Here is a 13,767-nt window from a genome sequence, read left to right on the forward strand (position 1 = left end):
GGAGTGCGGCCGGGGTTTTCACGTTGTGCGGGTGTCCTCTATGCGTCCATTTGCCGGTATCCGGTGCGGCGGCCATGGTGGAGGGGCAGCTCGGTAGCGGCCGGCGACTGCCGCCGGACGTCTTGATCGCGATCGATCGTCGTAATCGGAGGATGTGGATGTACGTCGTGAAGAGCCCGCTGTCCGACGCGGACCTGAAGACCGTGGCCGATGCGCTGCAGGGCGCACTGGTCGACCTGGTGGACCTCTCGCTCGTGGCCAAGCAGGTCCACTGGAACGTGGTGGGGCCGCGCTTCCGCTCCATCCACCTCCAGCTCGACGAGGTCGTGGACACCGCTCGGCTGCACTCCGACACCGTGGCCGAGCGTGCCGCGACCCTCGGAGTCCCGCCGGACGGGCGGGCCTCGACCGTGGCCACCAGCTCCGGCATCGATGTGACGCCGGAGGGCTGGGTGCGGGACACCGACGCCGTGAAGACGCTCGTGGACGCGCTGGACGCGGTGATCGCGCGCATGCGTGAGCGGGTGGAGGCCACGGCGGCACCGGACCCGGTGAGCCAGGACATCTTCATCGGAATCACTGCCGACCTGGAGAAGCATCACTGGATGTTCCAGGCGGAGAACGGGTGACCGTCCGCGGGGTTGCGCCCGGGGTGTGCCCTGGTGGCACCGCCGGTGTGCCCTGCTCGTGTGCCGGGACAGCGATCTAGCGTCGGGCTGGAGGTGGCGGCATGGCAGGGCGAATAGCGCGCTGGGGGGCCGTACTGGGGCTGGGGGCGCTGTGGTGGTGGAGCGTGCTCAGGCTCGCGCTGGTGCCGGGCGCCGGGATGCTGGAGGGCGCGGTCGCGGCCGGCGGCTGGGGGCTGAGCGTGCTGCCGGTGCACTGCGTGCCGAAGTCCCGGATTGCGCGTGCCGCGAGGCCGGCGCGGGTCGCCGTGGCCGCGCGGCCGGACTCGTGACCGCTACCAGGGCATCGACACGCCGCCGTTGGGACGCAGGATCTGACCCGTGGTGAAAGCCGAGGCGTCGGAGGCCAGATGAAGCACCGCGTGGGCGATGTCCTCCGGTTCGCCGACCCGGCCCAGTGGTGACAGACGCGCCATGAACGCCTCCGTGTGTGCCTGCGCCTCCCCGTGACGGTCCGTCATCGCGGTGCGGGTCCAGCCGGGCGCGACCGCGTTGACCCGGATGCCGTGCGGGCCGACCTCGGTGGCCAGCGTCTTCGTCAGCTGCACCACGGCTGCCTTCGCCGCTCCGTAGCAGAACAGTCCGGGTCCGCCGGTGTCGATGGCGCCGGACGCCATCGTGATGACGCTGCCCCTGACGCCCTTCGCGATCATCAGGCGGGCGGCCTCCTGGCAGGCGTACCACACGCCCTTGAAGTTGACGTTCAGAACGCGGTCGAGGTCCTCGTCCCGAGTCTCCAGAACCGGACTGCTGTGCATGATCCCGGCGACCGCAGCCATGACGTCCAGCCGCTCGCAGGACGCGACGGCCTGCTGGACCTGGGCGCGGTCGGAGACGTCGAGCGGGTGCGTGTGGGCCGTGCCGCCCTCGTCCTTGATCAGCACGGCCGTCCGGTCCAGGCCCTGTGCGTCGCGGTCCGCGCAATGGACGGTGGCTCCGGCCCGGGCGAGCAGCACGGCGGAGGCGCGGCCGATGCCGCTGGCGGCGCCGGTGACGAATGCGGTGCGTCCGGTGAGGTCGTACGCCGTGAGGGGCATGAAGTGACGGTACGAGGGTTTCTGACGGGTCGTCAATTAGTCGTGTGCCGGGGACTTGTACGCAGTCGCCCGGCGCCCGGCGGCGGAGTGGGGCCCGGCTGGCACCTCGGGCACCAGTACGTGGGGCGCTCGCGGGAACCGTCTCCCTGGTCGGCCGACCGGATCGGGGTGCCGCACCGCAGGCAGGGGCGGGGCGTGCGGCCGTACACGAACAGGTTCTGGTCGCGGCGTCCCGTGGTGACGCGGGTGGGGCGGTCGCGGTTGGCCTCCAGCAGCCGCTTGGCGAGGACCGGCAGTTGAGCGGCGCGGTCGGCGGGAAGGTCGCCGACGGCGAGCCAGGGGGTGACGCCCAGCAGGAAGCACAGCTCGCTCTTGTAGACGTTGCCGATCCCGGCGAGATTGCGCTGGTCCAGCAGGGCCTCACCGAGAGGGCGGGCCGGGTCGCGGAGGAGGTTCGTGAGGGCCTTGCCCGGGTCCCAGTCCGGGCCGAGGAGGTCGGGGCCGAGGTGGCCCACCGCCCGCTCCTCCTCGCCGGTGCGGATGAGGTCCAGTACGGGGAGGCGGTAGCCGACGGCCGTGCGGTCGGCGGTGCCGAGGACGGCCCGGATCTGGTGCGCGGGGCCGCCGCTCCAGCGCTGGCCGGGCGCGTACACCTTCCAGGAGCCGTCCATCCGCAGATGCGAGTGGAGGGTCAGCCCGCCCTCGATCCGGGTGAGGAGGTGCTTTCCGCGCGGGGCGACCTCCAGGACGGTACGGCCGGTGAGGTCGGCGGTGGCGTACCGGGGCACCCGCAGGTCGGACCGGACCAGCACCTTGCCCGCGAGGGCGGTGTGCAGCCTTTTCGCGGCCTGCCAGACGGTGTCTCCTTCGGGCATGGCTCCAGGGTGGCACGCGTCGGGGGGTGGTGGATGTGGGGTGCAGTCGCGGGGGTGTGGGGCGCAGCACGTGCGGGGTGTGAGTGTGCGGGTGTGTGGGTGTGCGTGTGGCTCGGGCTGGTGGCGCGTGGCGGGGTGTCGGTGGCCGGTGCGGGCTGGTGGCGTGTGCTGGAGTGCCGGTGGGTGGTGGGGGTTGGCGCTGGGGTGTCGGTAGGTGGCTCGGGCCGGTGGCGCGTGGCGCGTGCCGGGGTGTCGGTAGGCGGCTCGGGCCGGTGGCGCGTGGCGCGTGCTGTCGGTAGGCGGCTCGGGCCGGTGGCATCGGTGAGGTGCCGGCGGGCCGGCTCAGGCGCGCAGGCGCAGTCCGCGGGGGGTCGCGATGAAGCCCGCTCCTTCCAGGAGGGTGCCGAACGGGGAGGTGAGCGCGGAGGCGCCGTTGACCCGCTCGACCGTCACCGTGCCGAGGGAGCCCGCGCGGGCGGCACCGGCGAGCGCTTCGGCGGCACTGAGCAGCCGGGCGTCCTCCATGACCGATACGTCCGGGTCCGAGGGCCAGGCCAGCAGGGTCTTGCCGCCTCGCTCCATGTAGAGGGCCAGCTCGCCGTCGACGAGGACCACGAGCGAACCCGCCTTGCGGCCCGGCTTGTGTCCCGCACCGGTCGGGGGCTCGGGCCAGGACAGCGCCGCGCCGTACGCATTGGCCGGGTCGGCGGCCGCCAGCACCACCGCCGGGGCCGCCGCTCGGGCGCGGGAGCGGCCGCTCCCGAAGCCCGGGCCGCCCGGACGGCCATTGCCGTCGCCGTAGCCCGACGGGGGGCGGGCGGAACTGTAAGGGCCGCCGGAGCGGGCCGGGAACGGGGGACCTGCCGAGAACGCGGAGTCGGCAGAGTACGTGTGATCGCCGTCGGGGCCGAGGCCGGCGCCGTCGGTGCCGTGGTCGTCGGGGAAGTCCGGGAAGCCGAGGGCGCCCCCGGATCCGGGGGCGTCCGGGAAGCCGGAGCCTTCGGTCGGCCCGAAACCATGCGACTTGCCGAACGCGTCCAGCGCGTCCCCCTCGTCCGACCTGCGCGCGGAACCACGGTCGCCGGGGAACGCGGCGGTGTTCGCGGAGCCGAGATCGCCGGGGAAGGCGGGGACGGCCGGGAGTCTGTCCGGGAAGCCCGGGAATCCGTCCGACATGCCCTGGGCGGACAGGGCCTGGCCCCGGTCCCGGGCGTTCGCCGCCGCGCGCAGGCGGTCCACCGCGCCGTCCATCGCGAACTGAGCCGCGCCGAGCCCCTCGACCACATAGCCGCGCCGGGCCTGGCCGCTGTCCTCGAACGCGGACAGGATGCGGTACACCGCCGAGAAGCCGCCCTCGACCCCTTCCGCGGCGACGGCACCCCGCGTCACCACGCCGTGCCGGTCGAGCAGGGTGCGGGCCAGGGCATGAGCGCGCACCGTGGCATCCGGCTCGCGCTCGGGGAGCAGCGACCAACGGCCCGCCACCGTCGGCGGACCGGTCCGGGACTGAGGACGCGCCCCGCCGGTCAGTGAGCCGTAACGCCCGCGCGGGACGGAGCGCTTGGCGCGGTGTGCCGTGGACCCCGCGGTGCGGCCGGAACCCAGGACGGAGCGCATCGGCGCGAGCGTGTCGTTCGTCAGGCGCCCGGACCAGGCCAGGTCCCAGATCGTGTCGGCCAGCTGGGGGTCGGTGGCATCGGGGTGTGTGGTGGCGCGCACCTGGTCGGCGATCTGGCGGAAGAAGAGGCCGTACCCCCCGGACAAGGAGTCCAGCACCGACTGGTGGAGCGCCGTCAGCTCCAGCGGGTGCGGGGCCGGCAGGAGCAGCGGGGCGGCGTCGGCCAGATACACCGACACCCACCCGTCCTTCCCCGGCAGCGACCCGGCCCCGGCCCACACCACCTCTCCGGCGGCGGTGAGTTCGTCGAGCATCGCGGGGGCGTAACCCCCGACTCGGGAGGGCAGGACGAGCTTCTCCAACGCGGACGCGGGCACGGACGCGCCCTGCAACTGCTCGACGGCGCGCACCAGTCCGTCGACGCCACGCAACCCGTGCCCATGGCCCACGTGCTGCCACTGCGGCAGGAACTGGGCGAGCGCGGCGGGCGGCACCGGCTCCAGCTCGTGACGAAGGGCCGCGAGGGAGCGCCGCCGCAGCCTGCGCAACACCGCCGCGTCGCACCACTCCTGGCCGATGCCCGCCGGATGGAACTCCCCCTGCACCACACGCCCGCTCGCCGCGAGCCGCTGCAACGCGCCGTCCGTGACGGCCGTGCCGAGACCGAAGTGGGCCGCGGCCGTCGTGGAGGTGAACGGGCCGTGGGTGCGTGCGTACCGGGCGAGCAGGTCGCCGAGCGGATCCTTGACCGGTTCGGTGAAGGCTTCCGGGACCCCGACGGGAAGCGCCGTGCCGAGTGCGTCGCGCAGCCGGCCCGCGTCCTCGATGGCGGCCCAGTGGTCCGCCCCGGCGATCCGCACCCGGATCGCGCGGCGGGCGGCGGTCAACTCGTGGGCCCACTGCGGTTCGGCGCCGCGCTCCGCCAGCTCGCCGTCCGTGAGCGGACCCAGCAGACGCAGCAGGTCGGCGACACCTTCCGCGTCCTTGACGCGGCGGTCCTCCGTCAGCCACTGGAGTTCACGCTCCAACTCGGCCAGGACGTCGGCGTCGAGGAGCTCGCGCAGCTCGGCCTGGCCGAGGAGCTCGGCCAGCAGCCGCGAGTCCAGCGACAGGGCCGCGGCGCGCCGCTCGGCCAGGGGGGAGTCCCCCTCGTACAGGAACTGCGCGACGTACCCGAAGAGCAGGGAACGGGCGAAGGGGGAGGGCTCGGGCGTGGTGACCTCGACGAGTCGCACCTTGCGGGACTCGATGTCGCCCATCAGTTCCGTGAGGCCCGGCACGTCGAAGACGTCCTGGAGGCACTCGCGGACCGCTTCGAGGACGATCGGGAACGACCCGTACTCGCTCGCCACTTCGAGGAGCTGGGCGGCGCGCTGGCGCTGCTGCCACAGCGGCGTGCGCTTGCCGGGATTGCGGCGCGGCAGCAGCAGCGCGCGGGCGGCGCACTCGCGGAAGCGCGACGCGAACAGCGCGGAGCCGCCCACCTGGTCGGTGACGATCTGGTCGACCTCGCCCTTGTCGAAGGCGACGTCCGCCGCTCCCACGGGCGCCTGCTCCGCGTCGTACTCCGTGCCCGCCTTCGTCGGGGTCTGGTCCAGCAGGTCCAGGCCCATCAGGTCGGCGTCGGGCAGCCGCAGCACGATGCCGTCGTCGGCGTGCATCACCTGGGCGTCCATGCCGTACCGCTCGGAGAGCTTGGCGCCCAGCGCGAGCGCCCAGGGGGCGTGGACCTGGGCCCCGAACGGCGAGTGCACGACGACGCGCCAGTCGCCCAGCTCGTCGCGGAACCGCTCGACGACGATGGTCCGGTCGTCGGGCACGTGACCGCACGCCTCGCGCTGTTCGGCCAGGTACGACAGCACATTGTCCGCGGCCCAGGCGTCCAGACCGGCGGCGAGCAGCCGGAGCCGCGCGTCCTCCTTGGAGAGCGAGCCCACCTCGCGCAGGAACGCGCCGACCGCGCGGCCCAGTTCGAGGGGACGACCGAGCTGGTCGCCCTTCCAGAAGGGGAGCCTGCCCGGGACGCCCGGGGCCGGCGACACCAGTACGCGGTCGCGCGTGATGTCCTCGATGCGCCACGAGCTGGTGCCGAGCGTGAAGACATCGCCGACGCGGGACTCGTAGACCATCTCCTCGTCGAGCTCGCCGACCCGGCCGCCGCCCTTCTTGGGGTCGGACCCCGCGAGGAAGACGCCGAAGAGCCCCCGGTCGGGGATCGTGCCTCCGGAGGTGACGGCGAGGCGCTGGGCGCCGGGCCGTCCGGTGACCGTGCCGGCGACGCGGTCCCACACCACGCGGGGCCTGAGTTCCGCGAAGGCGTCGGAGGGATAGCGGCCCGCGAGCATGTCGAGCACCGCGGTGAAGGCGGATTCCGGGAGCGAGGCGAAAGGTGCCGCCCGGCGGACCATGGCGAGCAGGTCGTCGACCTGCCAGGTGTCGAGCGCGGTCATGGCGACGAGCTGCTGCGCCAGCACGTCCAGGGGATTGGCGGGCACCCGGAGGGACTCGATGGAACCGGTGCGCATCCGCTCGGTGACGACGGCCGCCTGGACCAGGTCGCCCCGGTACTTGGGGAACACCACACCGGTGGAGACCGCGCCCACCTGGTGACCGGCGCGCCCGACGCGCTGCAGGCCGGAGGCCACGGACGGCGGCGACTCCACCTGGACGACGAGGTCGACCGCACCCATGTCGATGCCCAGCTCCAGGCTGGAGGTGGCGACCACGGCCGGCAGGCGACCGGCCTTCAGGTCCTCCTCGACGAGGGCCCGCTGCTCCTTGGAGACGGAGCCGTGGTGGGCACGGGCGATGACGGGCGGGGCACCCTGCGCGGCTCCCGAACCGCCCATCAACTGGGCCGGTGCATGCGCTTCTTCGAGCGGTTCCCCGGTGGCCCTCTCGTACGCGATCTCGTTGAGCCGGTTGCACAGGCGCTCCGCCAGGCGGCGGGAGTTGGCGAACACGATCGTCGAGCGGTGGGACTGGACGAGGTCGGCGATCCGCTCCTCGACGTGCGGCCAGATGGAGGGCTTCTCGGCGCCCTCATCGCCGTCGGCGGCGGGGGAGGCGCCCAGCTCGCCCAAGTCCTCCACCGGGACGACCACGGAGAGATCGAACTCCTTGCCGGACCGCGGCTGGACGATCTCCACCTTGCGGCGGGGCGAGAGGAAGCGGGCCACTTCGTCCACCGGGCGCACCGTGGCCGAGAGGCCGATCCGGCGGGCGGGCTTCGGGAGCAGCTCGTCGAGGCGCTCCAGGGTGAGCGCGAGATGGGCACCGCGCTTGGTGCCCGCCACCGCGTGCACCTCGTCGAGGATCACCGTCTCGATGCCCGTCAGCGCGTCGCGCGTGGCCGACGTCAGCATCAGGAACAGCGACTCGGGAGTCGTGATCAGGATGTCCGGCGGACGTGTGGCCAGCGCGCGCCGCTCGGCCGCGGGGGTGTCCCCGGAGCGGATGCCCACCTTGACCTCGGGTTCGGGCAGCCCGAGCCGTACCGACTCCTGCCTGATGCCGGTGAGAGGGCTGCGCAGATTGCGCTCCACGTCGACCGCGAGGGCCTTCAGCGGAGACACGTACAGCACCCGGCAGCGCTTGCGCGGGTCGGCCGGGGGCGGGGTGGAGGCCAGCTGGTCGAGCGCGGCGAGAAAGGCGGCCAGCGTCTTGCCGGAGCCCGTGGGGGCCACGACGAGGACGTCCGAACCCTCGCCGATGGCTGCCCACGCCCCGGCCTGGGCCGCGGTGGGCGCGGAAAAGGCCCCCGTGAACCAGCCGCGGGTCGCGGGGGAGAAGCCGTCGAGGGCTCGGTGTGCGGAGCTGACCATGCGTCCATCCTGCACCCGGCCACTGACAATGTGCCTGACCTGCGGAAATGATCGTCGAGATCGGGAGCCGGGGAGCCGGGAGATCGGGAGCCGGGAGATCGGGAGGCCGGGAGGCCGGGAGGCCGGGAGGTGGCGGTGATGTCGGGGCGCGGGTGGCGGGGCGGTTCCGTCGCTCCCCGGAGGCCGCGTGGCCCGGCGGCGGCCGCTGAGCCCGCGATCCGGCCGCCGGCGCTGACAGAGAATGGGGGGCATGGCGACCTCGGCGGAACGGGCACGGCACTGGCGGTACGCGGAACTGCCCGGCGTCGACCTGCTCCGCGCACGCTACGTGGAAAAGATCTTCGTGCGGCACACCCACGAGAACTTCGTCATCGCCGCCATCGCCGACGGCGTGGAGGTCTTCCACCACGGCGGCGCCGACCAGTACGCGGGTCCCGGTTCCCTCGCCCTCGTCAACCCGGACACCCCGCACACCGGCCGCGCCGGCGTACCCGAGGGCTGGCGGTACGGGGCGGTGTATCCGTCGCCGGAGCTGGTCGCCGAGATCGCCGCCGAGACCACGTCCATCCGCGGTACCCCCGGATTCGTCGCCCCGGTGCTCGACGACCCGTACACGGTGGGCCTGGTCCACCAGGTCCTACGGGCCGCTGAGGAGGGCAACGCGCTCGCCGCCGACACCATGCTGCGCGTAGCGGTGACCCGGCTGCTGCGCCTGAACGGCGGGCCGCTGCCCCAGCGGTCCGTGCGCTCCGCGAGCGCCCGCACCGCGGCACGCGCGCGTGCCGTGCTGGAGGAGCGCATGGCCGAGCCCCCCACCTTGGAGCGGCTCGCCGCCGACCTCGGGACCAGCCCGTTCGCCCTGCTGCGCGCGTTCCGGGACGCCTACGGCATGCCTCCCCACACCTGGCTGACCGACGCCCGGATACGCCGGGCGCGGCACCTGCTGGACGCCGGTTCCGCGCCCGCGGAAGCGGCGGTCGCCGTCGGCTTCACGGACCAGCCGCACCTGAACCGGCACTTCAGCCGGATCGTGGGCGTGCCACCGGGCGCCTACCAGCGCGAGCGCAAGAACGTACAAGACCATCACGGACGCCTGGCCGTACCGTCCGGGGTGTGGCAGAACAGACAGCTCTCGCAGACATACGCAGTGAAGGACGCGGAAAACCCGACGCCGCCGTCGTCCGGGACGCCCTGGGAGTCGGGGTCGCCGTCGGACTGTCCGGTTTCGCCTTCGGGGTGACCTCGGCGGGCAGCGGGCTCACACTGCTGCAGACCTGCGCGCTCAGTCTCCTGGTGTTCACCGGGGCCTCGCAGTTCGCGCTGGTGGGCGCGCTCGCGGCCGGGGGCAACCCGCTCACGGCCGCCGCGGGCGCCTTCTTCCTCGGGGTCCGCAACGCCTTCTACGGACTGCGTCTGTCGCAGTTGCTGGCCCTCCCGCGCGCGGTGCGTCCCTTCGCCGCCCAGTGGGTCATCGACGAGACCACGGCGGTCGCGCTCGCCCAGCCCACCCGGCGCAGTGTCCGCATCGGCTTCACCGTCACCGGACTCACCCTCTACGTGCTGTGGAACCTGACCACGCTGCTCGGTGCCGTCGGGGCCGAGGCCATCGGCGACACCGACGCCTGGGGGCTGGACGCCGCCGGACCCGCCGTCTTCCTGGCCCTGCTCGCGCCGATGCTGAGGACCGGCACGGAGCGCGCGGTCGCCGGAGCCGCGGTCCTGCTGGGACTGGGCCTGCTGCCCGTGCTGCCCGCCGGAGTGCCCGTCCTGGTGGCCGCGCTGGCCGCGCCGGTGGCTCTCTGGCTGCAGGGGCGCCGCGGGACGAAGACCGCCGACGACGGACCGAGGGAAGAACGTTGAACATCTGGATCGCCATCGGCGCCACCGCCGTGGGCTGCTACGCCGTCAAGCTCATCGGGCTGCTGGTCCCGGCCGGAGTGCTGGAACGCCCGCTCGTGCAGCGCCTCTCCGCCCTGCTGCCCGTCGCCCTCCTCGCGGCGCTCACCGCCCAGCAGACCTTCGCCGACGGACGGGTCCTCGTCATCGACGCGAAGGCCGCGGGGCTCGCCGCCGCTGCCGTCGCACTGGTCCTGCGGGCGCCCTTCCTGCTCGTGGTCGGTGCCGCCGTCGTGGTGACCGCGGGTGTGCGGGCGCTCACCGGCTGACGGCCCCCTCGCGGCAGCCGTCCGCCGGCCGCCCCGGCCGTCAGCCGATGGACCGGCCGTACGCGCGCAGTGTGCGCAACGCCTCGATGGTCACCATGGGGCGGCACTCCAGGGCCGTGCCCGGCGCCCACTGACGCCAGCGGACCGGCCACCCTCCGTCCGCCTCCTGCTCGTTTGCCAGGTGATCCAGGGAGCGCGACATCTCCTCGTCGGTGAACCACGCGCGCGCGAGCGATTCGGGAGTCTTCGCGTAGTCGTGCGGGAAGTGGTGCTCGCCCGGCGCGTATCCGGACGCGACCGGAAACGCCTCCAGGCGTTCGGGGTCCAGCGCCGCGAGCCGGTGCTCGCGCACCATCCGGCCCAGCCGGTCGGCGGTGGCCTTGGCGCGGGAGCGGTCGGGCGCGGAGTCCAGGAAGGCGACGGCCGCCTCGATCTCGTAGGGATGCGACGTGTCCAGGGAGTCGACCGCGTGCCAGCAGAAGTCGGTGGCCCGGAACAGCCAGGCGTGCCATACCTCGTTGCGGTGCAGCAGGCCGACCACGGGGCCTGTGGCGAGGAGTTCGCTGGGCGGGTCGTCGACGATCGGCACGAAGGGGGCCGTCGGATAGCCGCGCTGGCTCGGATGGATCGCAGGCAGGGCGCCGTCCGCCGTGGACACGGAGGTCAGGTAGCGGCACACGCGTTCCACGCGCTGTCCGCCGCAGCGCCCGACGGAGTCGAGGACGCGCAGTGCGTGACCGGTGTGCAGCGGCTGGCTGACCGGACCGCGCAGATCGGGTTCGAGCGCGTGACCGTACCCCTCGTCCTCATTGCGGTAGGCGGCCAGCGCGGTCTCCACCGCGTCGGCGTCGCCGCGGAGGAAGTGGTACGCGAAACGGCGCTGCTCCAGCACGCGCGCGGTGAGCCAGACGAAGTGCTCGGCGCGCGAGAGCGGGGAGTGCGCCGGGGGCGTCGGGGGGAGTGGGGATGCTCCTGTATCGGCCATGCGACAGACCGTAGGGCGGAAAGCGGTCTCGGCAAGCGGTCCCGGCTCCGGCCCACTCTCAGGGGCGGGATACTGGAGTCATGCGGTTGACGGTCTTCTGGCAGCGGATGGCGGATCACTTCGGTGCGGGGTACGCCGACACTTTCGCGCGCGATCATGTGATGACGGAACTCGGCGGGCGTACCGTGCACGAGGCGCTGGACGCGGGCTGGGAAGCCAAGGATGTGTGGCGTGTGGTGTGCGCGACCATGAACATTCCGCACGAAAGCCGCTGACCGGTCACGAAGATCCGAGGCCGGGTCCCGCTTGTCGGTGGCGTGGGCGAGACTTGCTGGGTGGCCCCGACAGACGAGACCGCGCAGGTCGCCCCGCAGGCATCATCACCGTTCGGCACGACGCCGCCCGACCCGCCCCCGGGCGGAGACGTCGGCGCGCGCGGCGGACGCATGCCGCGCTGGCTGCCGCGTGCCATGGTGCTCGCTCTCGCCCTCATCGCCGTCTTTCAGCTGGGCAGTTGGGCCTTCCACCAGCTCACGGGCCTGTTGATCAACATCCTCATCGCGTTCTTCCTGGCGCTCGCCATCGAACCCGCGGTGAGCTGGATGGCCTCGCACGGCATGCGCCGGGGGCTGGCCACCTTCCTCGTCTTCATCGGGTCGATGATCGTGATAGCCGGGTTCATCACGCTGCTCGGCTCGATGCTCGCGGGCCAGATCATCAAGATGGTCGAGGGCTTCCCCGAGTACCTCGACTCGGTCATCAACTGGATCAACACGCACTTCCACACCGACCTGAGACGGGTGGACATCCAGGACAGCCTGCTCCACTCCGACTGGCTGCGGAAGTACGTGCAGAACAGTGCCACCGGCGTCCTCGACGTGTCCGCGCAGGTGCTGGGCGGCCTCTTCCAACTGCTGACGATCGCGTTGTTCTCGTTCTACTTCGCCGCCGACGGGCCGCGCCTGCGCCGGGCGCTCTGCTCGGTGCTGCCGCCGGCCCGGCAGGCCGAGGTGCTCCGTGCCTGGGAGATCGCGGTCGACAAGACCGGCGGCTATCTGTACTCGCGCGGCCTGATGGCGCTCGTCTCGGGCATCGCCCACTACATCCTGCTGCAGGCCCTGGGCGTGCCCTACGCGCCCGTGCTCGGCGTGTGGGTGGGCCTGGTGTCGCAGTTCATCCCCACCATCGGCACCTATCTCGCGGGCGCCCTGCCCATGTTGATCGCTTTCACGATCAACCCCTGGTACGCGCTGTGGGTGCTCATCTTCGTCGTGGTCTACCAGCAGTTCGAGAACTACGTGCTCCAGCCCAAGCTGACGGCCAAGACCGTGGACATCCATCCCGCGGTCGCCTTCGGGTCGGTCATCGCGGGCACCGCGCTCCTCGGCGCCGTCGGCGCGCTGATCGCCATCCCGGCCGTCGCCACGCTCCAGGCGTTCCTCGGGGCCTATGTGAAGCGGTACGACGTCACGGACGACCCCCGGGTGCACGGGCACCGGACGCGGAGTTCGAGCACCTTCCTCGGGCGGGTGCGGGGCCTGTTCAGCCGCTGACGTGCGCCGGGCCGTTCACGGGGGCGCCCGCGCGGGCGGGCGCCCGGCCGTTCACCAGGTGAGCACCGCCCACACGCCGGCGCCGACGACGGCGGCCGTGTAGCAGCCGACCGCCGCGTACATGATCCGCTGCCGGGTCGCGCCGCTCCAGGCGGTGCGGGAGAGCAGCCGGGCCAGCGCGGGCAGCACCAGCACGGCGTGCAGGCTCACCCCGTGCAGCGGCTTGAGCGGGGCCGTCGAGTGGTACGCGGCCTCCTGGTGGCCGGTCCGGGTGAGGACGACCCCTCGCGCGATCATCGCGGCGCCCGACAGCAGGGCGACGATCAGGATCGCGAACCCGGCACGGAGCGCGAGCGGCATGCCCGCCGGGCCCGTGGGCCGGCCGCGGAACGAGGCGACGGCGAACACGGTGAGCAGGACGACGAGCACCCCGCCGCCCACGGCGAGCGTCATGGAGACCGCCGTGTCGAAGCCGGTCTCCATGTCGAGGTGCGAGGGCACCCGGCGCCACGCCTGAAGCGTGATCCCGCCGACCTCCACCACGCAGTCCGCGGCGAACACGACCAGCAGCGCCGTGCGCAGCCGGTCGCCGACGCGCAGGTAGGACGTGACCCAGGTGATCGCGATCAGTGTCAGCCCGAAGGAAAGTCCGAAGGTGACGGGCTTGCGCCAGGAGACGGGACCGTCCCAGGGGCCGCCGTCGACGGCGAAGACCGCCAGGTGCGCGCATCCCGTCAGGACGAGCAGCGCGCCCGTCGCGTAGCAGAGCCGCTCGGCCGGGCGGGGCGTGGTCCTCACCGGTGCCGGCGGCCGGGACGTGGTGGTGGTCTCCATGGCTCACAGCCTGGCGACCGTGCCCCGTCGCGTCGTCGTACCCCCGAAGGCCCCGCCCGTACGCCCGGGGGAGTAGCCCGGCCGCCGGGTGGGCGCGGCGCGGGAGCGACCGCCCGCCGGGCCCGGACGATCCGTGTCCGGCGGGCGGAGGACCGGGCGTCGTCCGGTGGAGGGCCGGGGCGTTGTCGGA

At 73.1% G+C, this 13,767-nt stretch carries 12 protein-coding genes; 7 read left to right on the forward strand and 5 right to left on the reverse strand.

Annotation, left to right across the window (positions count from 1 at the left end; translation table 11 throughout):
• Positions 1-158: 158 nt before the first annotated feature.
• Complete coding sequence (locus tag ACZ4IF_RS11850; RefSeq protein WP_345656141.1) at positions 159-629, forward strand: Dps family protein; 471 nt, start codon at positions 159-161, stop codon at positions 627-629.
• Between the two features lie 101 nt (positions 630-730).
• Entirely contained in the window at positions 731-958 is a 228-nt protein-coding gene (locus tag ACZ4IF_RS11855) for a hypothetical protein (RefSeq protein WP_467561817.1), read from the forward strand.
• 3 nt (positions 959-961) lie between these two features.
• Here the strand turns inward: ACZ4IF_RS11855 and ACZ4IF_RS11860 are convergent, their stop codons facing one another.
• The 3 genes from ACZ4IF_RS11860 to ACZ4IF_RS11870 form a co-directional block, all read right to left on the reverse strand.
• The gene (locus tag ACZ4IF_RS11860) at positions 962-1,723 is read right to left on the reverse strand and encodes an SDR family NAD(P)-dependent oxidoreductase (RefSeq protein ID WP_467561819.1); all 762 of its coding nucleotides are present in this window, start codon (positions 1,721-1,723) and stop codon (positions 962-964) included.
• Between the two features lie 32 nt (positions 1,724-1,755).
• Positions 1,756-2,598: an Fpg/Nei family DNA glycosylase gene (locus ACZ4IF_RS11865; protein WP_467561821.1), complete on the reverse strand. Its 843-nt coding sequence runs from the start codon at positions 2,596-2,598 to the stop codon at positions 1,756-1,758.
• Positions 2,599-2,940: 342 nt separating this feature from the next.
• Entirely contained in the window at positions 2,941-8,040 is a 5,100-nt protein-coding gene (locus ACZ4IF_RS11870; RefSeq protein WP_467561823.1) for an ATP-dependent helicase, read from the reverse strand.
• Between the two features lie 250 nt (positions 8,041-8,290).
• Between ACZ4IF_RS11870 and ACZ4IF_RS11875 the strand changes: the two genes are divergently transcribed.
• The 3 genes from ACZ4IF_RS11875 to ACZ4IF_RS11885 are packed head-to-tail and all read left to right on the forward strand — an operon-like array spanning position 8,291 to position 10,205.
• Entirely contained in the window at positions 8,291-9,280 is a 990-nt protein-coding gene (locus ACZ4IF_RS11875) for an AraC family transcriptional regulator (RefSeq protein ID WP_467561825.1), read from the forward strand.
• The gene (locus ACZ4IF_RS11880; protein WP_359493140.1) at positions 9,181-9,900 is read left to right on the forward strand and encodes an AzlC family ABC transporter permease; all 720 of its coding nucleotides are present in this window, start codon (positions 9,181-9,183) and stop codon (positions 9,898-9,900) included. The genes ACZ4IF_RS11875 and ACZ4IF_RS11880 overlap by 100 nt, the downstream gene beginning before the upstream one ends.
• Complete coding sequence (locus tag ACZ4IF_RS11885; protein ID WP_028802349.1) at positions 9,897-10,205, forward strand: AzlD domain-containing protein; 309 nt, start codon at positions 9,897-9,899, stop codon at positions 10,203-10,205. The genes ACZ4IF_RS11880 and ACZ4IF_RS11885 overlap by 4 nt, the downstream gene beginning before the upstream one ends.
• A 40-nt stretch (positions 10,206-10,245) precedes the next feature.
• Here ACZ4IF_RS11885 and ACZ4IF_RS11890 read toward each other — a convergent pair whose 3' ends face one another.
• Positions 10,246-11,190, reverse strand: coding sequence for a hypothetical protein (locus tag ACZ4IF_RS11890; RefSeq protein WP_467561827.1), 945 nt, complete (start codon positions 11,188-11,190; stop codon positions 10,246-10,248).
• A gap of 80 nt (positions 11,191-11,270) precedes the next feature.
• On the opposite strand from ACZ4IF_RS11890, the gene ACZ4IF_RS11895 reads away from it, so the two are divergent.
• Both ACZ4IF_RS11895 and ACZ4IF_RS11900 read left to right on the forward strand, forming a co-directional pair.
• Complete coding sequence (locus ACZ4IF_RS11895; protein ID WP_467561829.1) at positions 11,271-11,465, forward strand: DUF3046 domain-containing protein; 195 nt, start codon at positions 11,271-11,273, stop codon at positions 11,463-11,465.
• A 60-nt stretch (positions 11,466-11,525) separates the two neighbouring features.
• Complete coding sequence (locus tag ACZ4IF_RS11900) at positions 11,526-12,743, forward strand: AI-2E family transporter (RefSeq protein WP_467561831.1); 1,218 nt, start codon at positions 11,526-11,528, stop codon at positions 12,741-12,743.
• Positions 12,744-12,794: 51 nt separating this feature from the next.
• Here ACZ4IF_RS11900 and ACZ4IF_RS11905 read toward each other — a convergent pair whose 3' ends face one another.
• Complete coding sequence (locus ACZ4IF_RS11905) at positions 12,795-13,577, reverse strand: hypothetical protein (protein ID WP_467561833.1); 783 nt, start codon at positions 13,575-13,577, stop codon at positions 12,795-12,797.
• Positions 13,578-13,767: the final 190 nt, after the last annotated feature.

The sequence above is a fragment of the Streptomyces sp. NPDC025784 genome, from assembly GCF_055558435.1.